17 protein-coding genes are annotated in these 22,697 nt (G+C 47.5%); 16 read left to right on the top strand and 1 reads right to left on the bottom strand.

The window, feature by feature from the left end:
- Positions 1–80: 80 nt before the first annotated feature.
- The 15 genes from ACO0K1_RS05955 to ACO0K1_RS05885 all read left to right on the top strand — a co-directional run bounded on the left by ACO0K1_RS05955 (position 81) and on the right by ACO0K1_RS05885 (position 19,486).
- Positions 81–1,286, top strand: a complete 1,206-nt coding sequence (locus tag ACO0K1_RS05955; protein ID WP_423023699.1) for an ABC transporter substrate-binding protein — start codon at positions 81–83, stop codon at positions 1,284–1,286.
- A gap of 10 nt (positions 1,287–1,296) precedes the next feature.
- Positions 1,297–2,010, top strand: a complete 714-nt coding sequence (locus ACO0K1_RS05950; RefSeq protein WP_423023697.1) for a response regulator — start codon at positions 1,297–1,299, stop codon at positions 2,008–2,010.
- Positions 2,003–3,472 (top strand): sensor histidine kinase, encoded by a 1,470-nt coding sequence (locus ACO0K1_RS05945; RefSeq protein WP_423023695.1) that lies wholly within the window; start codon positions 2,003–2,005, stop codon positions 3,470–3,472. Before ACO0K1_RS05950 ends, ACO0K1_RS05945 begins: the two co-directional genes overlap by 8 nt.
- A 632-nt stretch (positions 3,473–4,104) precedes the next feature.
- Complete coding sequence (locus ACO0K1_RS05940) at positions 4,105–7,689, top strand: indolepyruvate ferredoxin oxidoreductase family protein (RefSeq protein WP_423023693.1); 3,585 nt, start codon at positions 4,105–4,107, stop codon at positions 7,687–7,689.
- Between the two features lie 314 nt (positions 7,690–8,003).
- Positions 8,004–11,294, top strand: a complete 3,291-nt coding sequence (gene icmF, locus ACO0K1_RS05935) for a fused isobutyryl-CoA mutase/GTPase IcmF (protein WP_423023691.1) — start codon at positions 8,004–8,006, stop codon at positions 11,292–11,294.
- A gap of 180 nt (positions 11,295–11,474) precedes the next feature.
- Positions 11,475–12,323, top strand: a complete 849-nt coding sequence (locus ACO0K1_RS05930) for a DMT family transporter (protein ID WP_423023689.1) — start codon at positions 11,475–11,477, stop codon at positions 12,321–12,323.
- A gap of 64 nt (positions 12,324–12,387) precedes the next feature.
- On the top strand, positions 12,388–12,585 hold the full coding sequence (locus tag ACO0K1_RS05925) for a hypothetical protein (protein ID WP_423023687.1): 198 nt from the start codon (positions 12,388–12,390) through the stop codon (positions 12,583–12,585).
- A 129-nt stretch (positions 12,586–12,714) separates the two neighbouring features.
- Positions 12,715–13,707, top strand: a complete 993-nt coding sequence (locus tag ACO0K1_RS05920; RefSeq protein WP_423023685.1) for a LacI family DNA-binding transcriptional regulator — start codon at positions 12,715–12,717, stop codon at positions 13,705–13,707.
- Positions 13,708–13,737: 30 nt separating this feature from the next.
- Complete coding sequence (locus ACO0K1_RS05915) at positions 13,738–14,958, top strand: AGE family epimerase/isomerase (protein ID WP_423023683.1); 1,221 nt, start codon at positions 13,738–13,740, stop codon at positions 14,956–14,958.
- 24 nt (positions 14,959–14,982) lie between these two features.
- On the top strand, positions 14,983–15,930 hold the full coding sequence (locus tag ACO0K1_RS05910; RefSeq protein WP_423023681.1) for a carbohydrate kinase family protein: 948 nt from the start codon (positions 14,983–14,985) through the stop codon (positions 15,928–15,930).
- Positions 15,931–16,017: 87 nt separating this feature from the next.
- The gene (locus ACO0K1_RS05905) at positions 16,018–16,401 is read left to right on the top strand and encodes a VOC family protein (protein ID WP_423023679.1); all 384 of its coding nucleotides are present in this window, start codon (positions 16,018–16,020) and stop codon (positions 16,399–16,401) included.
- A gap of 120 nt (positions 16,402–16,521) precedes the next feature.
- On the top strand, positions 16,522–17,154 hold the full coding sequence (locus ACO0K1_RS05900; RefSeq protein ID WP_423023677.1) for a LysE family translocator: 633 nt from the start codon (positions 16,522–16,524) through the stop codon (positions 17,152–17,154).
- 273 nt (positions 17,155–17,427) lie between these two features.
- Positions 17,428–18,489 carry a DUF4062 domain-containing protein gene (locus ACO0K1_RS05895; RefSeq protein ID WP_423023675.1) on the top strand — a complete coding sequence of 354 codons (1,062 nt, stop codon included), beginning with the start codon at positions 17,428–17,430 and terminating at the stop codon, positions 18,487–18,489.
- Positions 18,490–18,701: 212 nt separating this feature from the next.
- Entirely contained in the window at positions 18,702–18,974 is a 273-nt protein-coding gene (locus ACO0K1_RS05890) for a DUF2164 domain-containing protein (RefSeq protein WP_423023673.1), read from the top strand.
- 170 nt (positions 18,975–19,144) lie between these two features.
- Complete coding sequence (locus tag ACO0K1_RS05885) at positions 19,145–19,486, top strand: zinc ribbon domain-containing protein YjdM (protein ID WP_423023671.1); 342 nt, start codon at positions 19,145–19,147, stop codon at positions 19,484–19,486.
- Positions 19,487–19,583: 97 nt separating this feature from the next.
- On the opposite strand, the gene ACO0K1_RS05880 is transcribed toward ACO0K1_RS05885, so the two are convergent.
- A complete protein-coding gene (locus ACO0K1_RS05880; protein ID WP_423023669.1) occupies positions 19,584–20,951 on the bottom strand; it encodes a tetratricopeptide repeat protein in 1,368 nt (455 codons plus the stop codon).
- Positions 20,952–21,263: 312 nt separating this feature from the next.
- Between ACO0K1_RS05880 and glmU the strand changes: the two genes are divergently transcribed.
- Positions 21,264–22,622: a bifunctional UDP-N-acetylglucosamine diphosphorylase/glucosamine-1-phosphate N-acetyltransferase GlmU gene (glmU, locus tag ACO0K1_RS05875; protein ID WP_423023667.1), complete on the top strand. Its 1,359-nt coding sequence runs from the start codon at positions 21,264–21,266 to the stop codon at positions 22,620–22,622.
- Positions 22,623–22,697 lie beyond the last annotated feature (75 nt).

Below are 22,697 nucleotides of genomic sequence, written 5' to 3'. Positions count from 1 at the left end.
CCTATGCGGAATTTGCCAGCAGATCGAAGTCAAAAATTAAAAGCGACACGTTCATAAGTAGTGTGTTTTTGGCTATTTTTTTGCTGTTTTTTGCAAATGCGCATGCCCAGACCGTGCAGGTATTGCATTGGTGGACATCCACCAGTGAAGAGAAGGCCATTGCAGTGTTGTCGGGGCGCCTGGCACAGGAAAATATCGTCTGGAAAAATGCAGTGATTCCCAGTGGATCAGGCATAGGTGCGGGCATCGTTTTGAAAAGCAGATTATTGGCAGGTGATGCGCCGGAAATCGCGCAGCTCAATGGTGTCATGATTTCAGAATGGGCTGAACTTGGATTGCTGCAAGAACTCGATGGCGTAGCCAGCAACGCCAAATGGGAAAAATTGCTATACCCGACAGTCTGGCATTTGATACAGCCTAACGGCCATCCCGTTGCAGTACCGTTAGGTATCCATCGAATTAACACATTGTTTTTTAATCGTAAAATTTTTGCCAGATTCAATGTGGCCGCGCCGGCGAATTGGGATGAATTTGAACTTGTCGCCCAAAAATTGCAACGTGCGGGTATCACGCCATTGGCACAAAGTTCTGAATCGTGGCAACTGGCGACACTGTTTGAAACGATCTTACTGTCGGAATCGGATGCCAATTTTTACCGCGATGCATTTGTAAATAAAAATTCACAAGCCTTTCTGGATGCGCGTTTTGGCCGCGCCCTAAGTCGTTTCCGCAGTTTAAAAAAATATATGCCATCCCCCCTGAATGAACGCTCCTGGATCGCAAGCGCACGCATGTTGGCAGACGGTGATGCCGCTATGCTAGTGATGGGTGATTGGGCTAAAGCCGAACTGAATTCATGGGGGCTGGCAACCGATGTCGGCTTCTCCTGTGCAGCAGTACCAAATACGGCCAATTATCATTTATACGATATAGATACGCTGGTGATGTTGAACAAAGGTGCAGCAGCACGCATGGCACAAGAAAAAATTGCACAAATCGCCGTTTCTCCAGTGATGCAGGCTGAGTACAATCAGATCAAAGGTTCTATTCCGGTCTTACGTAACCCAGATCTGAGCAAATTGGATAGTTGCGCACAAGCGTCATGGAAAATATTTTCACGCGGTACCGCGGCGCAAGTGCCGAGTCTCGCGCACAGAATGGCAACCGACGAAATATCGAAGGAGGCCATCGTTGCGGAGCTGATACGTTTTTTTTCGAATGACAATGTTGCTGTCAGTGATGCACAAAGGCGGCTGGCAGCCATTTCTCATACTTTACCTAAATGAAAATCCGTTTATGACGCGCAAGATACTTATCGTCGATGACGATCAAAAGACCCGAACCCTGTTAAAAGCCTACCTTGAAAAGAATCAATACGAGGTCAGGTTGGCGCATAACGGCGAATCTTTTTTGGCAGAGTTTCAACGCTATGTTGATGAATTATCGATGGTCATTTTGGATGTCATGCTGCCAGATACCGATGGTTTTGCGTTGTGCAAAATCGTTCGTCAACGTTCGAATATTCCTATCATTATGCTCACCGCTAGTTCCGATGAAACCGACCGTGTGGTGGGGTTGGAGTTAGGGGCGGATGATTACATCGGTAAGCCATATAGTCCGCGTGAATTATTAGCGCGAATTAAGGCTATTCACCGTCGCATGGGAACGGAAAGCAATGCGCCACCGCGTTTTTATCGTTTCAATGGCTTCACGCTCGATGCGGTGGAACGTACCGTGGTGAATGCGGAATCAGAGATTGTCTCGCTAACTGGTTTGGATTTTCAGTTGCTTAAATATTTCGTTGAACATCCGGGCGATATTCTCGATCGCGGTATTTTGTGTGAAGAAACTCGCGGACGCGATTCGGGGCCTTTAGATCGATCGCTCGACGTCCAAATCAGTCGTTTGCGTTTGCGATTAAATGATGACGGCAAACAGCCTTTTATCATTAAGACGGTGCGCGGCGCTGGCTACGTCTTTTCAGCCGACGTCAGTGTGTCTAATGTCTGATCAGATTTCTCAGCGACCCTGGATTCAACGCATTTTGCCAAGCTCATTGCTAGGTCGTTTATCAGTCGTGATGGTGGCTGGTGTGATGTTGACGCAATTTGTCGGCAATGCTTTTTGGGCTGCACAAATGCGCAAAGAGTCGCAAATTGAAGTTACAGAGTCATCGCAGCATCTGGCACAAAGCGCTGCCAGCACGATCCGATTTTTTATGAGCCCGCCGCCCAACTTCAGGCCTCTGATTATTCAACAATTTCGTGAAATGGGTGGCACCCGATTTTATGTTAATTTGAATAGTCAGCCGCTCAAAATAAAAGATATTCCAGAGGAGGCATTGACCGAACTGGCGAAAGAAAAATTTTCTGCTGCGTTGAAAAATGTCTTACCAAACATCACTAAAACGCAGATTAACTTTACCTGGCCAGCCGATTTGGTTTTGTCAGAAGATGGCGCAGGTATTGGCGATGTACCAGATCGTTGGGTGCAGCATATCTTAGTCACTAAACCGAATCCTGCACCGATTTTAGTGTTGCAAATTGAAATGGAACCAGGACATTGGTTGTATCTGGCAACTCTGATGCCTAACCCCTATTTCTTGGATAGCAATGATCCATTGTCCGGTGATCGGGTGGTGTTACAAGCGTTGTCCCTGGCCGCGGTTTTGTTACTTTCTATTTTAGTGGTAAGTTGGATTACTCGTCCCCTGGCAGCCTTATCTGAAGCCGCATCTGCATTCGGAAATGGCGAAACTGCGCCTGAATTGCCGGAAACTGGTAGCCGCGAATTTGTGAACACAGCACGTGCCTTTAGTGCTATGCGAGAGCGTATTGCACGCTATATCGATGACCGCGAACGTCTGTTTGTTTCTATTTCACACGATCTGCGCACGCCAATTATGCGCTTGAAATTACGCGCTGAATTATTAGATGATGACGAAATACGTAGCGAATTTCATGATGATCTCGATGAGCTAGACATGATGGTAAAAGGCGCTTTGCAGTGCGTTAAGGATAGCGATATTTACGAGAACCCGACGGAAATTCGTTTGGATCCGCTGATTGGGAGGATGGTGCGTGGTGTTGGTTTAGCTGGGCATCAAATTACATTCCATGAATCCGGGCTCACCGTTTCTGCTAAACCTTTGGCCTTAAAACGGGCGATCGGTAATCTTTTAAATAATGCGATTCATTATGGCAAGCAGGTCGAGATTTCTTCAATAGAAACAGAAGACGCCATAGAAATACAAATCCGTGACCATGGCCCCGGTGTTCCGGAAGAAGCGTTAGAGCGCTTGTTTGATCCTTACGTCAGATTAGATCATGGCCGTCAGCAAAACCAGACTGGCCTGGGTTTGGGTTTAAGTATTGCGCGCGATATTGTGCAGTCGCATGGTGGAAAATTGGTGTTGAGTAATGCGGTTGGCGGTGGTTTGCTGGCTTGCATACAATTGCCTAAGACTGGTTGATGGTTTTAAAAGCGCATGTCAGTTCCTCGTCCGGTAGGTGCAATTCGCCAATTTATGGGAAGTTTTTTCGTCGTTCTGACTTCAATTAACTCAATTGCACTCCTTAGAGGTTTTTTGGGGGCAGGCCGGGGGCGCAAATACTAATCCCGTGAATGACCAATACAGCGCGAGACCCACTGCCCGGCGACGATAAAAATTAAACGACGTGGCCTATCATTTTTTATGATACCCCTATTTTTATTCCGTATTTTCCGAAATCTATTTCACGACTTACACTGTGAACACAGCAGATTTCAAAGGAAGTCGAAGAAGCGCTGCAGCGAAATTTCGAAAGCTTCTTTTGATGTCTCTTTGATTTGGCCAGGTTCGAAAGCGATGACGTTATTGCATTCGCGCAAGTAACTGGAGGGCGCGTTTATTTGGGTAAACACGTCGTCATTTGTGCGGAGGAAGCAATATCGTAGCTTCTTGCTATCGAATTTTGTACCGAATTCGAATAAAATGGCTGTTATCTCAGCCAACGCAACGAGAGCCTATATCCGATACCTCGCTATAGGTTGCGAACAAACTTGTGTCTTACCGGATGCAACGCATGTTCTTTGCGATCTAAATTACAAATTTTGGAGCCACACATGTCATCCGACACCAATCTGGAGTCTGCTGGACTCACGTCCGCGTCATCTTCAGCGCTAAACAATCTATCAGACGTTAGCGCGAATCTCACTACCCCAACACAGCTACGCGACGTCAAACTTGACGATAAATACACGTCCAATAGCGGTACGATTTTTCTATCTGGTATTCAGGCATTAGTGCGCTTACCAATGATACAACGTCAACGTGATCAGGCTGCCGGTCTGAATACGGCGGGATTTATTTCAGGCTATCGCGGTTCGCCGCTCGGTGGTCTTGACGAGACATTGTGGAAAACCAAAAAAATACTCGAGCAAAGCCATGTGCAATTTGTTCCTGGTGTGAATGAAGATTTAGCTGCAACATCGGTCTGGGGCACACAAACGGTTGATCTGATTGGCCCTGCAAAATATGATGGCGTATTCGCCATGTGGTACGGTAAAGGACCTGGCGTTGATCGCAGTGCCGACGTTTTCAAGCACATGAACCATGCTGGCACGGCTAAACACGGTGGTGTTTTGTTGGTGGCGGGTGACGACCACGGTGCGTACTCTTCTACGCTGCCGCATCAGTCTGACCATATTTTCTCTGCTTGCATGATTCCGATGTTGTATCCGGCCAATGTGCAGGAATACCTCGATCTTGGTTTGCATGCGTGGGCGATGTCGCGTTTCTCGGGCTGTGCGGTGGGCTTTAAAGCGCTGGCCGATACGGTTGAATCGACGTCGTCCGTGGATGCAGATCCATTCCGTCTCAAGATCACGATCCCAGAAGATTTTGTGATGCCAGAAGGTGGTTTGAACACCCGCTTATCACTCGATACGCTCGGTATTCAAGCGCGTAAGCAAGAAGCCTTAATGCAGGATTACAAAATCTACGCGGCGTTGGCGTATGCACGTGCGAATAAACTCAATCACGTGACGATTGATAGTCCGAAAGCCAAATTAGGCATTGTGGCCTCAGGAAAATCCTACCTCGATGTGCTGGAAGCCTTAGAAGAACTGGGCATTGACGAAAAATTTGCCGCCGACATCGGCATCCGTTTGTTTAAAGTTTCGATGCCATGGCCCTTAGAACCAGACGGCGTGCGTGAATTCGCCCAGGGTCTCGACGAAATTCTGGTCATCGAAGAAAAACGTCAGATGGTGGAATACCAACTGAAAGAACAACTGTACAACTGGCGCGATGACGTCCGGCCACGCGTGATTGGTAAGTTCGATGAAAAAGGCGAATGGGTGCATCCACGGGGCGAATGGTTGTTAACGTCTAAAGCGGACTTTTCAGTTGCACAAATTGCCCGCGTGATTTCTTCACGGATCGCCCGTTTCCATACCAGCGATCTGATCAAAGCGCGTCTGGCATTTTTGGAAGCCAAAGACGTGGTATTGACGAAACAAGTCAATACGCCAGTACGCCCTGCGTATTATTGCTCCGGTTGTCCACATAACACTTCCACCAAAGTGCCTGAAGGTAGTCTGGCGCTGGCAGGTATTGGTTGCCACGTCATGGCAACGGCAATTTATCCTGAATTTAATAAACTCACCACCCACATGGGCGGTGAAGGTGCACCTTGGATTGGTCAGGCGGCATTTTCTACGTTGCCGCATGTGTTCCAGAATTTGGGTGATGGGACTTATTTCCATTCTGGTTATCTGGCGATCCGCGCTGCTGTGGCTGCCAAGGTCAATATCACCTATAAGATTTTGTACAACGATGCCGTTGCGATGACTGGTGGTCAACCAGTTGACGGTATCATCAGCGTGCCGATGATGGCACAGCAAATGGCGGCAGAAGGCGTGAAGCGTATTGCCTTGGTGACCGAAGATTTGTCACGCTATACCGATCGTTCTAATTTGCCCGCATCGCTGACTTTACATGATCGTAAAGACATGGATGCCGTCCAACGCGAATTGCGTGAATTACCTGGTTGCAGCGTCCTGATTTACGACCAAACCTGTGCCGCAGAAAAACGTCGCCGTCGCAAAAAGGGCGAATTCCCCGACCCAAATCAGCGCATGTTCATCAATGAAGCAGTATGTGAAGGGTGTGGCGATTGCGGTGTGCAATCGAACTGTACGTCCATCATGCCGGTGGAAACTGAATTTGGTCGCAAACGTAGCATTGATCAGTCTTCCTGTAATAAAGACTATTCTTGCGTCAAAGGTTTTTGCCCAAGTTTTGTCACGGTAGAAGGGGGCAAATTGCGCAAGTCCAAAACCGGTACCGCGAAAACCGACGATTTCGGTGGCTTGCCTGAGCCTGTATTGCCCACTTGCGCGACATCGTACAATATTCTACTCAATGGTATCGGTGGTACGGGTGTGATTACCGTTGGTGCTTTGTTGGGTATGGCGGCGCATCTTGAAGGAAAAGGCGCATCAGTGCTCGATATGACTGGTATGTCGCAGAAAAACGGTTCGGTGACTTCTCACATCCGTATCGTCAATGAGCGCAAAAAATTACGCGCACAACGTATCGCCACAGGTGAAGCCGATTTGATTTTGGGTTGCGATATTCTGACTGCCGGTGCTCACGATGCGATTTCCAAGATGCGTGCAGGCCGCACGCGTGCAGTCATCAACACCAATGAACAACCGACCGGACCCTTTGCAAAAAATCCGGATTGGCAGTTCCCGTTGGAATCGACCGAGCACTTGATTTCAGAATCCGTTGGCGGCAATGTCGACTTTATCAATGCCACCAAAATCGCTACGGCATTGATGGGCGATTCCATTGCAACCAATCTGTTCATGCTCGGCTTTGCGTTCCAAAAAGGCGCGATTCCTTTGTCGGAAGCGGCTTTGTTAAGAGCGATTGAACTCAATGGTGTTGCGATTGAATCGAATAAAAAGGCGTTCTTGTGGGGTCGTCGCGCTGCTGTTGATCTGCCACGTGTAGAAAAAATCGCGATGCCTACGCAAACCGTGGTGGTTCAGATGCCACAAAGTCTGGATAGCGTCATCAAACGTCGTATTGACTACCTGACGGCGTATCAAGACGCAGCGTATGCAGAGCAATATAACGCTCTGGTAACACGCGTTCGCAATACCGAGACGGCATTGGGCTTAGGTAATAAGTTGACTACTGCAGTGGCTAAGTATTACTTCAAGCTGATGGCCTACAAAGATGAATACGAAGTCGCGCGTCTTTACACAGATGGTCAGTTCACCGATAAACTCAAACAACAGTTTGAAGGTGATTTCAGTTTGAAATTCAATATCGCACCACCTTTGTTCTCCAAAAAAGATGCACAAGGGCACTTAGTCAAAGCCCAATACGGATCGTGGGTCTGGCATGCGTTTGGTGTGTTGGCCAAGTTAAAAGGTCTGCGCGGCACTAAATTAGATATTTTTGGTTACACCGAGGAGCGTAAAGCAGAGCGCGCTATGATCGTCGATTATCGTATTGCAATTGAGCAATTAGTCGGAAATCTGACCGCAGAAACCTTGGAAACCGCCATCGCTGTTGCAAATTTGCCCGAAAAAGTACGTGGTTTTGGCCATGTCAAAGAAAAAGCCATGCAAGCGTATCAACTTGAAAAAGCTAGCCTGTTGAATCAGCCAGCAAAGCGGGTTGCGGCATAAAAAGCAACGACCAGCACTCGCTCCACGGACGATGAGCGCTGGTCGTTAGAAAAAGTATCAATTTAGTAAGTCCAATAGGAAAGCCATTCTTGAGCCATTTTTGTCTTAAGATCCGCATGACTACTGGACTTGGCATTTCTGATTGCTTCAGATTTTTTTGTTTGCTTCTGTTTGCTTTGGAATATTCATATTGACGTTTACGTTAACGTCATATAAGTTAGCGACAAACAAACCGATCAATTCGTGAGCAATAACCACCCCGTAAAGCGATCTAGGCGTATGCTTTACCGAAAATATAGACTGTTGAGGATGACATGACCGACCTGTCCGTAGCCCAAAACCTGACCGAATACAAACCAGCGAATAAGGTGCGTTTCGTCACCGCCGCTTCTCTGTTCGATGGCCATGACGCCTCGATCAACATCATGCGCCGTATTTTGATGGCGAATGGTGCCGAAGTAATCCATCTCGGGCACAACCGTTCCGTTGAGGAAATCGTTACTGCCGCGTTGCAAGAAGATGCGCAAGGTATCGCTATTTCCAGTTACCAGGGCGGCCACGTCGAGTACTTCAAATACATGATCGATCTGTTAAAGCAACGCGGTGGCGCACATATCAAAGTCTTTGGCGGCGGTGGTGGTGTGATCGTGCCAGAAGAAATTGCCGATCTGCACGCCTATGGCGTGACCCGTATTTTTAGCCCGGAAGATGGTCAGCGCATGGGGCTGGTCGGCATGATATTGTCGATGATCCAGGCGTGCGACGTTGATCTGTCCACCTATGCGCCAACCAGCCTGAACGTATTGCAAGAGGGCGATATCGCCGCCAAACACCGTCCATTAGCCCAACTGATCACCGCTCTGGAAAACGACAAAGTCGCTCCTGCTTTACGTGCTGAGATTATCAAAGCCGCGGAACAGATTAAAATTCCGGCATTTGGTATTACTGGCACGGGTGGCGCTGGCAAATCCTCGTTGACCGATGAACTGATCCGCCGCATCCGTCTGGATCAAGACGACAACTTGAACATCGCATTGATTTCGATCGATCCTTCCCGTCGTAAATCTGGTGGTGCTTTGCTGGGGGATCGCATTCGTATGAATGCGATCAATCCATGGAAAGGCAATGTCAAAGTTTTCATGCGCTCGCTGGCAACCCGCGAAGCAGGTTCCGAAATTTCTCAAGCATTACCAGACGTGATTGCCGCTTGCAAAGTAGCGGGTTTTGATCTGGTCATCGTTGAAACCTCTGGTATTGGTCAAGGCGACGCTGCGATTGTGCCGCACGTTGATGTGTCAATGTATGTGATGACGCCCGAATTTGGTGCTGCATCCCAATTAGAAAAAATCGACATGCTCGATTTTGCTGATTTTGTTGCGATCAATAAATTCGATCGCAAAGGCGCTCAGGATGCCTTGCGCGACGTGGCGAAACAATATCAACGCAACCGCGAATTGTGGACTAAAAAGCCAGACGACATGCCAGTCTACGGCACGCAAGCCTCCCGTTTCAATGATGATGGCGTCACTGCGTTGTACCAAGGCTTGTTGCCTGCGCTGGCAGCACGCGGATTAAAAACCACCACCAGTAAATTGGCGCCAGTGGATGTTAAATTCTCCAGTGCAAAAAATGTGATCGTACCGCCAGCACGCAGCCGTTATCTGGCTGAGATTGCCGACACCGTGCGCCACTATCACAAGCAAACTGGCAAACAAGTTAACCTCGCTCGTGAACGTCAGCAATTGCAAGAAACCAAGCGCATGCTGAGCAAATCCGGCAAAGCCCAAGATGCATTCGGTGCCATCGACGAATTGATTATAGAGCGCGATAATCACCTGAACGCCGAATCCAAACAACTCATCAACATGTGGCCTGACATGCAAGCCGCCTACGCCGGTGATGAATACGTCGTCAAAATCCGCGATAAAGAAATCCGCACCCGTTTAACGCAGCAAACTTTATCCGGCACAACGATTCGTAAAGTTGCATTGCCACGTTTTGTCGATCACGGTGAAATTCTGCGTTGGTTGTTGCTGGAAAACGTTCCTGGCTCGTTCCCATTCACCGCCGGTGTGTTTGCGTTTAAACGCGAAGGCGAAGACCCAACTCGTATGTTTGCCGGTGAAGGTGATCCGTTCCGTACGAATCGTCGCTTCAAATTAGTATCGCAAGGCATGGATGCAAAACGCCTGTCGACTGCGTTTGACTCCGTGACTCTGTACGGTGCGGACCCAGCGATCCGTCCTGATATCTACGGTAAAGTCGGTAACTCTGGCGTGTCTGTAGCAACGCTGGAAGACATGAAAGTCTTGTACGACGGTTTTGATTTGTGCGACCCAGCGACGTCCGTTTCCATGACCATCAATGGACCGGCACCAACCATTCTGGCGTTTTTCATGAACACCGCAATTGATCAGCAAATGGGAAAATTCCGCGTTGATAACAAGCGTGAACCAACCGCTGATGAAGCTGCAAAAATCCGTGCATGGGTGTTGATGAATGTACGTGGTACTGTGCAGGCCGATATTCTGAAAGAAGACCAAGGTCAAAACACTTGCATCTTCTCGACCGAATTCTCACTCAAAGTGATGGGTGATATTCAAGAATATTTCGTGCATCATCAAGTACGTAACTTCTACTCGGTATCGATCTCTGGTTACCACATTGCCGAAGCGGGCGCGAATCCGATTTCGCAATTGGCATTCACTTTGTCGAACGGCTTTACGTTTGTGGAGGCGTACCTCGCACGCGGCATGCACATCGATGATTTCGCCGCCAACTTATCGTTCTTCTTCAGTAACGGGATGGATCCAGAATACACGGTACTGGGCCGTGTTGCCCGTCGTATCTGGGCGATTGCGATGCGCGATAAATACGGCGCCAATGATCGTAGTCAGAAGTTGAAATACCATATCCAAACTTCTGGTCGTTCTTTGCATGCACAAGAAATTGATTTCAATGATATTCGCACCACATTGCAAGCATTGATCGCGATTTACGATAACTGCAACAGCTTGCATACCAATGCCTACGATGAAGCGATCACCACACCAACCGACGAATCGGTGCGTCGTGCATTGGCGATTCAGTTGATCATCAACCGCGAATGGGGTCTGGCGAAAAACGAAAACCCCATTCAAGGTAGCTTCATCATCGAAGAATTGACCGATCTGGTTGAAGAAGCCGTGATGCAAGAATTTGAACGCATCGCCGAACGTGGCGGCGTGTTAGGTGCGATGGAAACCGGCTATCAACGCGGTAAGATTCAAGAAGAATCCATGCACTACGAACATCTGAAACACGACGGCACTCTGCCTATCATCGGTGTCAACACCTTCCGTAATCCTAAGGCGGGCGATACACCACAGAAGATAGAATTGGCACGTTCTACCGAGGAAGAAAAACAGTCGCAATTAACACGTCTGGCTGATTTCCATCAACGCCACGCCGACGTGGCACCGCAAGCATTGGCAGCTTTGCAGCAAGCTGCGATCAACAATGAAAACGTGTTCGCCAAACTGATGGACGCCGCCCGCGTTTGTTCATTGGGTCAAATCACGACGGCCTTGTTTGAGGTGGGTGGACAGTATCGTCGTAACATGTAATCTCTGTCATGCCGTTAAATTGACTTAGTGGGTGCATCGCTACGTTGCACACCGCCAGGTCAATTTGTTGGCATGACGATCGTTTGCTCATCTTCCGCACAGCTTACTCACTCCACCTGGCATTAACATATAATATGCTGAAAGCGCCGCCGTTCTGCGGCGTTTTGCTTTAAGGGGAATATGTTGTATTCATTGTGGATGGTCGTCGCTGGTTTTTGCTTTGCTCTGATGGGCGTGTTAATCAAACATGTTTCAGATAAGTTGGCGGTACCTGATGTTTTATTTTATCGGACCTCAATCAATTTATTGATCGTGAGCATTCTGATGCTTCAAAGACGTGTACCGTTTTCTACTAAAGTGCCGTTTTTGCATGTTCGGCGAGCGTTGATGGGGAATCTGTCGCTGGTGTGCATGTTTTATTCAATTGCGCATTTGCCTATCGCCACGGCAACAACCTTGAATTACACCAATCCGATTTTTCTCGCTTTACTATCTATTTTTCTGTTCAAAGAAAAACCCACCTCAATGGTCTATGTCGCAATATTGATAGGATTTGCAGGTATTGTCACAATACTGCACCCATCTTTTTCTCCGACGCAATATCTGGGTGGCATATCGGGACTGGCTAGTGGCTTGTTGACAGCCTTGGCGTATTACAGCGTTGGCGTATTAGTCCGTAGCGGTGAGTCGGAATTGAGAGTCGTTTTCTATTTTTCTCTGACTGGCACGGTGATGGGCTTGCTATGGCTGTTATGGTCAAAGTTCTCCCACGTCGCTTTGATGACGCTTCCTTATATCGTCGGTTTTGGGTTGCTCGGATCGTTAGGACAGGTATGCATGACCCGTGCTTATGGTTTAGGTAAAGCACTGACGACGAGTGCACTTTCCTATACAACGGTGATATTTTCAGCCCTGTTATCCTGGGCTATTTTGAAGGATACGCTGACGATGAGTACGATATTGGGTATTACGATGATCATCATCGGCGGAGTAATGAGTATGGTATTTAACTCGGAAAGTCGAAAATGATCGTAAATTCGTAGCGACGCTGAACCTACACAATTTTTATTGCAACCTGCGCCGGCCTTCAGTCTTGGCCGATGTGGCCGATATTGCCGATGTTGCCGATGTTGCCGATGTTGCAGTTTCCTTCCGCCGTATTGAATTTATAACCTCCAGCACGGTGGCAGCAATTCTGGCTTTTTCCTGTCGCCCTTTGCAATGTGGCAACTCTGCGTTGGTTGTTTCAACTGAGCGACTTTTCTATTGTTTAGTAAACTTCCTAAACTAAAGCCATTTCCTCATTCTTGATTGACCTCAAATTTCTATCATTGTATAAATATAGCTATAGAGCGACGCAAACATACTAAGACTGGCGCTTGAATAACTTTGTTTAGTCACATCTCATGGGGAGCGTCGCATGCCTGTAAGTATCAGAGATATTGCCCATCAGACCGGACTATCGGTGGGGACTGTCTCGCGCGCACTCAAAAATCAGGAAGGCTTGACCGAAGCGACGCGCGTACGCGTGAGCGAAGTTGCGCATGCTCTTGGTTACGACTTTTCGCGCTTAAAGCAAGGCAGGATACGGCGGGTCGTGTTCCTTTTGCACCGTCAGCATGAAGGGGAGTCAGCCAGTCAATTTTTTTCGCCTGTATTACAAGGTGCCGAAGCGGCATGTCGTGCCGCAGGTGTTGCTTTATCTCTGATTACGAGCGACCCATCCGAACCCCTGTTGGATCAGATCCGTGTGCACCAGGCAGATGCCATCCTCTGTGCAGGTTTTTTTGAACCGGAAATCCTGACCGCATTACGCCATACCAATAAACCTATCGTGTTGCTGGATGCGCGTTTTTCCGGGATTAATTCAGTGACCCCCGATCATCGGCTCGGCGGCTGGCTGGCAACGCGCCACCTGATACAAAGTGGGCGGAAACGCATTGCCATGATAGGTGGCTCGCTGGCACATTTTAGTATTGCCGAAAGAGCACGTGGCTTCCGACAAGCTTTGTTCGAAAACAAAATGTTGGCTGATCCTGCATTAGAAATCACCATTGACGATGTCCATGATCTGGCGGCGAGTGTTCGCAGTGCGCTGACCGCTTTAATGTCCTTACCTAAGCCACCTGATGCGGTTTTTTGCTATAACGACAGCACAGCACTGGCAGTTTTAAAGTGCTGCAATGAGCAAGGCATTAAGGTGCCATTTCAATTAGCGGTGATCGGTTTTGATGACATTGTGACTGCGGCACAAGCAATACCGCCGCTAAGTAGCATTCGTATTGATAAACAGGCGTTAGGTGTCGTTGGCATCAATATGCTTCTTCATCAGACGCAAGCGACGAGTTCGTCCGTACGAGAAGTCGTACAACCAGTGACCCTGGTTGTGCGTGAGAGCAGTTCTGACGATTAAATTTTTCCTATTTTTAAAAGAAACACTGCCATGCCGGATTTTTTTTCAACGGATATTATTCTCGATCACATTGCAACGACAATGAATTTTTACCATCCGCGCTGCATTGATGCCAGCGGAGGGTTTTACCATTATTTTAAAGATGATGGCACAGTCTACAATGCGCATCATCGACACCTCGTCAGCAGCACGCGCTTTGTGTTTAATTATGCGATGGCGTATCGGCAGTTTCAGACTCCCGATTATCTGACGCAGGTAAAACATGGTGTTGCTTTTTTACGTGATATTCACCGTAATCCAATGACGGGTGGTTATGCCTGGCAACTTGAATGGCGTGATGGCCGCAAGCAAGTCACGGATGCAGACAACCATTGTTACGGACTCGCCTTTGTGGTACTTGCTTACGCGCATGCATTGATGGCAGGCGTGCCAGAAGCGCGTGCCTACCTGGACGAAGCCGTGACGTTAATGAACGACAAATTCTGGGATGCTAAACACGGTTTATATGCTGATCAGGCCAGTCCTGATTGGCTGCAAGTTGATGAATACCGGGGGCAAAACGCTAATATGCATGCGTGTGAAGCTTTATTGGCCGCCTTTCAAGCGACTGGTACGCTGAGCTATTTACATAGAGCTGAAACGCTGGCAAGACACATTACGCAACGTCAGGCGGGTTTGGCGCAAGGATTTATTTGGGAGCACTACGATACCAACTGGCAGATTGACTGGAATTACAATGTCCACGATAAAGCCAACTTGTTTCGCCCATGGGGGTATCAACCTGGTCATTTTACGGAATGGGCAAAATTACTCGTCTTGATAGAGGCTCAGCATGCTCATCTGGCTGAGGACAGTAGCTGGATGATTCCAACTGCGGAACATTTATTTACCACTGCATTGCGTTATGCGTGGGATGAACAATACGGCGGTATTTTCTATGGTTTTGCGCCCGATCTGACTATCTGTGATGGCGATAAATATTTCTGGGTACAAGCAGAATCCTTGGCTGCAGCAGCGCTGCTTGCACAGCGTACCGGACGACAAGAATACCGCGATTGGTACGTCAGTATCTGGAATTACAGTTGGCAACACCTGATTGATCATCGATACGGTGCCTGGTACAGAATTTTGTCACGCGACAATAAAAAATACAGTGACGAAAAAAGCCCCGCAGGAAAAACCGACTATCACACAATGGGTGCCTGCTACGATGTTCTCAGGAGCTTTTCAAACAAGATTTCAACCACATAAATTGAGCAATACATGCAGAATAATATGAAAAATAATTATCCCTCGATTCTATGTGCTGGTGAAGCATTGACCGACATGATTGCGAATGGCGATGATACATGGCGCAGTCTGGTGGGAGGTTCTACCTGGAATGTTGCACGCTGTCTGGCGCGGACGGGAATTCATACCGGATTCGCCGGTGGTATTAGTCACGATGTGTTTGGCGATCAGTTATATGCAGCTAGTGCTGAAGCAGGGATGGATTTACGTCTGCTACAAAGAAGTCACCATGCTCCCTTATTGGCGATTGTGGCGCAGAGTTCACCGCCTAGCTATTTTTTTATTGGTGAAAACAGCGCCGATTTACATTTCGATGTGAGCCAATTACCTGCCGGCTGGAGTGACCAATTGGCCTGGGCGCATTTTGGCGGCATCAGCTTGGCACGGCAACCATTGGCGTCGACATTGGTGGCGTTAGCGACGGACCTAAAGTCCCAAGGCGTTAAGATCAGTTACGATCCGAATTTTAGAAATCTGATGGATGCGCGTTATGACGCAACTTTACAGTCCATGGTTCAACTCGCCGATGTAATCAAGGTCTCTGATGAAGATCTGTGTGGCTTATTCAGAACTAATGATGCTGATCAGGCATTACGGCGTTTGCGTAGTATGAATCCGCTTGCTACTTATTTGTACACTCGCGGGGCAAGTGGCGCCAGTTTGTTGGTGCAAAATGAAGTGTGGCACAGTCCTACGCCACGTATTGAGGTGGTGGATACGGTGGGTGCCGGCGATGCAAGTATGGCTGGTTTGCTGTACAGTTTGTATCTCCACGGTGAGAGGGACTGGCAACAACATTTACATTATGCCGTGGCGAGTGGCGCAGCCGCGTGTACGGCGGCGGGTGCACAGGCGGTTCCTTTGTCACAGGTAATGGCTTTATATACCCAGCTACAACAGCCAACTCTACCAGATCCCCTCATTTCGGAGTAGGTCGGAGGAGGTCGCCGCATGTCGGCTTAGGTCGATGTAGTTCGAAGTCATTATTCGTCACGCGATGATTTTACCCTGGTTATTTTTATGCTAAAACGATTACATCACGCCGCGATTATTTGTTCTGATTATGCGTTGTCCAAACATTTCTATGTGGATTTACTTGGCTTACAGGTGATTGCCGAAAACTATCGCGATGCTCGACTATCCTACAAATTGGATCCGGCCTTGCCGGATGGCGGGCAAATTGAATTGTTTTCTTTTCCTGATGCGCCCGTTCGACCATCTTATCCTGAGGCGCGCGGATTGCGACACCTCGCCTTTGCGGTCGACGATGTCGCGCGCGCCAGGCAAGTACTAGAAGCGAAAGGAATCGTGATGGAAGAAATTCGTGTAGACGAATATACTCAACGGCGCTTCGTCTTTTTTGCTGATCCGGATGGCTTACCACTAGAATTGTATGAGGCCTAGTATTGCTCTTGATGTTGTTGATGTCATCCAATGTTAATAAAACTAGAGCAAATTAAGTAATCCATATTTCTGTTCTTATTCCTATTCTTATTCCTATTTCCGCTTTTTAGATTGATTCTTATGAAATTGCATACGTGGTGGTTATTTGTTACAGCGACATTTTTTATTTCTGCTGCGCCCGGCCCGAATATGTTGTTGATCATGAGTCAAAGCGTCCGTTTTAATTTTCGCTCGGCGATGTGTGGCGCAATGGGGTGTTTGACGGCCTTGTTTTTGATGATGTCCGCATCTGCCGCCGGCCTTGGCGTACTGCTGCGCAGTGCACCTGCCGTATTTGAAACCTTGCGCTGGGCAGGTGCGCTATATCTGGCCTATCTGGGCTATAAGTTGTGGACCGCGCCGGTCAGCGACACGACCGGGTATCAAACTGCGCCAGCACATAAGTCCCCGCCGGCCGCGTGGGACCTATATAGAGTTGGATTTGTGACAGCTGCCAGCAACCCTAAAGCTCTGTTGTTTGCAGCGGCATTTTTACCGCAATTTATACAAGCAGGTTCGCCGCAGCTGCCTCAGTTTGGCATTTTACTGAGCAGTTTTGCCGTCATTGAAATGAGCTGGTACCTTATCTATGCTCTTGGTGGTTTTAAACTTTCCACCTATCTTAAAAAAGCGAGCGTGTTGAAGATGTTTAACCGGATTACAGGTGGCGCTTTTGTTGGGTTTGCCGCACTCATGGCGGGAATGAAGGCATAAAAAACCAGTTTGGTTTCAAATTGATTTACCTATTTATAAACTTATTTGCCCTTTATTGTAAGTTGCTACTGGTATTGTTAAATTGACATATAAATGTTGTCTTGTGGCAAACTTTCTTGTCTTAGCTTGCTACAAAATTTCTCCTTCATGCTAGTATAAGAATCAGAGCCCGTTTTTTGTCGTGGGCGTTTTTTTGACATAAATCGGCTTTAAATTTTAGTATTCGGCGTCGCATACGGTTTATATAGCATCAATTTTGAGGCGAGAAATTTTATGACAACGACTATCTTCGTCAGTTCAACACCGTTTGATCTGGCATTGCATCGAAAAAAGATTACGGAAAGCTGTGGCGCACCCGGAACCGCCAGACCGGATGTCGCAGTAGTTGCGACCTTACCTGAAACGTCGATAGAGAATCGTCTGCATTTAGTTCGCTCTGCAAAAGCGTTTATTGGCATATTTGGGATGGTTTTTGGGGATATTGATCCCGTGTCAAAAAAGTCTTTGGTGCAGTTAGAGTTAGAAGAAGCACTCGCGCATCACATCCCGATGTTGATTTACATTATGGACGAGGATGAACATTGGGTACTGCCCAAGCACGTTGATATAGGTGCATCTGCCCACCAGTTAAGTGAGCTAAAGGGTTTGCTTAGCCAGGTGCAGGACGTCCGATTTTTTGATTCGGCAGATAATCTGGTAGCGAAAGTGCACAATGATTTGTTCCGTGTATTGGGGCCAGTCGGCGCGATTTCAGTGTCTAAACCGGAACCCAAGGTAGAAGTAAAAGCGGACATTAAGCAAGCAGTTAGGCCCGAAGTGAAGCCAGTTGAGAAGTCAGTAGAGAAGCAAGCATCGTCAGAACCAAAAAAAGTCGACGTGGCTTCAAGTGTGGCACCTATGGCAAGCCCGACAAAAGCGCCGGGAACAGCAACAGTCACACCAGCAACAGCAATATCGGCGCCAGAGGTCGCGATACCCAAAGCGAAAGAGCCTGTTGCTGCAGAACCAGTATCCGCTGCGCCGCCAGCCACCTCAGCCGCGCCAGTATCAAGTCTTGCATCAAGTCTTGCATCAAAGCGTTACGCGTTAACGCAGCCACGATTTGAATTTTTCAAAGACAAAGTCAAACATTTGTTTGGGCCATATATGTCTGACGCTGTATTAAAAGATGTCCTCGAGTATGTGTTGGCGGGAAATACCATGTCAGCATCGTCAACTTTGTCACGTGGGACCAGCTTAAGCCTAGAAGATGCGATAGAAGAAATACGTAAAACCGAATTGATTATTCTTGATACCGTACAGCGCCATGCGGCGCAGAATAACGACGTAAAATAATATTTCTCAGTACCAATTTGCGGACGGATTGTGTTGACGCACACACCGTCCGCTTCTATTTTTAGCATTATTTTTAACCTTATTGGGACCATATTTTTGATCTGGTTTTTGATCTTTTTTTCGATTTTATTTTCGTTAAATAAATTGTTTCACATTAGCAGAAATAGGGTGTGGGCGCGATAAAATATGGTTTTTAAACTTCTTACTTTTCTATGACAATCAAGATTGCCAAAGAGTCGCGTAAAGAAGCAATTACCTCAATTGAGCGTTATGCGCGCGAAAATTTTTCAGAGCCTTTAGGCAGCCTTGAAGCAGACAGTTTGCTCAGTTTTTTTCTGGAAGAAATTGGCCCGGTGGTTTATAACCAAGCAGTAGCAGACGTTCAGGAACGTTTGCAAGCACGTATCATGGAAGTTGACATTGAAGTACATGAGAACGAGTTCCAGTATTGGCGCCAGCAAGACGCCAAAAGATCAAAAAAATAAGATTTTCAGGTGATTGCGCTAATTTATTCTCATTTGTCACGGGAAAAAATTATCATCCAGGCACTACGTGCTAGTTTGAAGTAACGCAAGCGTCATCGCAAAAACTAGGGTCTTACAGGCTGGTCGAGTATACTGTTGGGTCTATAACCAGCAAGATGAAGAGCATACCCATGTCAAACTTACCTGCGTGCCCACAATGCGGCATGGAAAACACCTACCCAGATGGCGATAACTATGTCTGCGCAGATTGCGGTCACGAGTGGCCGCAAGTTGCCGCTGCGAGCGCGGATGATAACGATGAACGTATCGTCAAAGATTCGAATGGCAATATTCTGTCTGATGGCGATGCTGTTGTATTGATTAAAGATTTAAAAGTCAAAGGTTCATCGACAACGCTAAAAATGGGAACAAAAATCAAGAGCATACGCATCGTTGGTGGCGACCATGAAGTCGATTGCAAAATGGACGGCGGTAGTTTTATGCTGAAAGCTTGCTACTTGAAAAAAGTATGATTGAAATTTAGAGTTGATCACGTCAGTTTGATGCTGACGTGTTATACCAAAATGCCGACAATGGTGTCTTCCATGTCGGTTTTTTAATCACTGAATTTTAGCGATTTATTTTCCATTCTTCTAAAGCCAACGCAACGCGCCGGGCAACCGCAGCCCAATCTTCATTTGCTATTTGTCGGAACAAACGCATCGTTCCGGGATACCAGGGACTATCGAGTCTATGTTTCATCCATCGCCAGTCAGAGCGATATTCTGGAAGTAAAACCCAGCACGCTTTCCCCATCGCGCCTGCAAGATGGGCAACAGAAGTATCAACGCTGATCACAAGATCCAGATGGGCGATGAGCGCTGCGGTGTCTGAAAAATTGTCGATGACATCACCGCCCGCAATGAAAGAGCTGCCAGTATAGGCATGCGCTTGTGTTTCTCCGGCACCTTTTTGCAAGCTAACAAATTGGATATCAGAAATCGCCAGGATTGGTCTGAGTGTGGCCAGTTGTGAGATAGAGCGGTCGTCATTATTTTCAAATAAAGTATTGCCTTGCCAGACAATGCCTACTTTTAGCCGATCATCGACAAATAGCCTTTGGTGAGACGACACTTTTTCAGGGTCGGCACTCAGATAGGGTAACTTGGCGGGTATTGTCTCGATCCGGGTTTTGCAGTAATACGGCAAGCTGATCAAGGGCGTCCAGAAATCCCAGCCCGATTTATCGACATCCAGATTATATGAGAATACTTCATCGAGATCTTCCATACGCTGGAACAAATCTACGAGAGAAGGGTGGCAAATGATACTCACTTTCGACGCGCCTTGTGACTTCAATACCGACGCATAGCGGCAAAATTGAATCATGTCGCCATGCCCGCCTTCAAAACATATCACAATCGACTTGTCCTGCAAGGATTCACCTAACCAGCGTGGAAAATGGAAATAGGGCGTGAATAAATCTTGCCAGTCGCGTGACTCCAGGCAAAACCATCCCTCTTCAAAGCGCCCTTGTCGTAATAGGATATAACTCAGATTAAAGCGTGCTTTGCGATAGGAGGGATCAATACTCAAGGCTTTGCGGTAGCACTGTTCTGCTTCAGTTTCGCGTTTCGTGCACGCCAACATCACGCCGTAATTTGACCAACTAGCGGCTACATCAGGATTGATTGCTAATGCTAGCTGATACATCAATTCAGCATCGGAAAAACGTTTTTGTTTCACTAACATCACGCCGAAATTAAGATAGATTTGTATCGTTTGCGGTAGTAAATTTAATGCCTGTCGGTAGTACTGCTCCGCCGCGCCATAGTCGCCTTGCAACTCTTTTAAAAATGCCAGGTTTGCAATGACTTCTCCACACTCCCTATGCAATTCCAGCGCCGCCAGAAAGCATGCCGTGGCATCGTCGAGTTGGCCTGCATTCATCAACGAGTTGCCTTCAAGGAAAAGCTGATCTAGCGTTTTTTCAGACATAGCTGGAAGTGATGGATGATATCGAGGGATGACGGTCGTTGCCTTATTGTATAGGACGTCTTCGGTCTTTGTGACAGGCTAGTGAAGCGAATAAATTTGAAATTGCCCTGATGATGCAAGTTTGTTGTATTAAAGTAAGATTTATAAGATTTGTAAGGCTTATAAGATTTATTTAATGACTCGTGCGCGTGGTTGCGCACTACATGCGATTCATTAATGTAATCTGAGTAAGCACGATTTGACGACTATCCAACAGGTCGCATGTTAAAATTCTAAGATTATCTTTTCAGCGCTTTCTCTGCACCCACCACTATGAATGTCGTTATCCTCGCTGCCGGTATGGGCAAACGTATGCAATCTTCCCTGCCAAAAGTATTACATCCTTTGGCGGGCAAAGCTTTGCTCTCCCATGTGATTGACACAGCACGCAGTTTGAATGCAGCGTCGATTTGTGTGATCTATGGCCATGGCGGTGAACAGGTCTTGAGTAACGTTGCTGCGGATGATCTTCGGTTTGCCAAACAAGAGCCGCAATTAGGTACAGGTCACGCCGTCGCGCAAGCGATCCCTGTCCTGGACGAAAGTATGCCGACATTGGTTCTGTACGGCGATGTGCCGTTGACTACCAGCGCTAGTTTGCGCCGCTTGATGGATGTCGCCGGTAACGACCGTCTGGCCATTCTGACTGCCGAAATGGCAGACCCAACCGGTTTGGGACGCATTGTCCGTGAAGACGGTGAGATCAAACGTATCGTCGAACAAAAAGATGCGAATGAGGCAGAACGCTTGATCACCGAAATCAATACCGGCATCATGATTGCCCCGACCAAAGAGTTGAAACAGTGGTTGTCGACCCTGTCTAACAATAATGCGCAGGGTGAATATTACCTGACCGATATCGTCGCGCGCGCCGTCGCAGATGGGATTAAAGTCGTTTCTGCCCAACCTGATGCGATTTGGGAAACTCTCGGCGTCAATAGTAAAGTACAGCTTGCCGAGCTGGAACGCATACACCAACAAAACATTGCACGTCAGTTATTGGAGCAAGGAGTCCATTTACTGGATCCGGCACGTATTGATGTGCGTGGCAAATTAGTCTGTGGCCGCGATGTCAGTATTGATGTTGGTTGTGTATTTGAGGGCAATGTCACACTAGAGGACGGCGTTTCAATTGGCCCCAATTGTGTGATTAAAGATGCGCACATTGCTGCGGGTGCGGCTATTAAAGCTTTCTGCCATATTGAAGATGCTAAGGTTGGCGCGCAATCGCAAATTGGTCCTTACGCTCGCTTGCGTCCTGGCACAGAGTTGGCAGACGACGTGCACATTGGCAATTTTGTCGAAATTAAAAATAGCCAGATCGCCGCACACAGTAAAGCCAATCATCTGGCCTACGTAGGCGATGCCACTGTTGGTAGTCGGGTGAATATCGGCGCTGGAACAATTACGTGCAATTATGATGGTGCAAACAAATTTCGCACCATCATTGAAGATGACGCATTTATCGGTAGCGATAGCCAATTAGTCGCACCAGTACGTGTTGGAAAAGGTGCCACCCTAGGCGCAGGAACAACGTTAACCAAAGATGCACCGGACGGAAAACTGACCGTATCCAGAGCGAAACAACTGACGATAGAAAACTGGGTACGTCCGGTGAAGATTAAAAAATAGTCGCTTGCCTTAGAGCATTGTTTATCAAGAGATGGTAGGGCGGGTGTATCCCGCCATATCGGATAAGGCATAAGC

It is taken from the genome of Undibacterium sp. SXout20W, from assembly GCF_049340285.1.
Lineage (GTDB): Bacteria > Pseudomonadota > Gammaproteobacteria > Burkholderiales > Burkholderiaceae_D > Undibacterium.
This window is presented reverse-complemented; position numbering and strand designations above follow the sequence as displayed.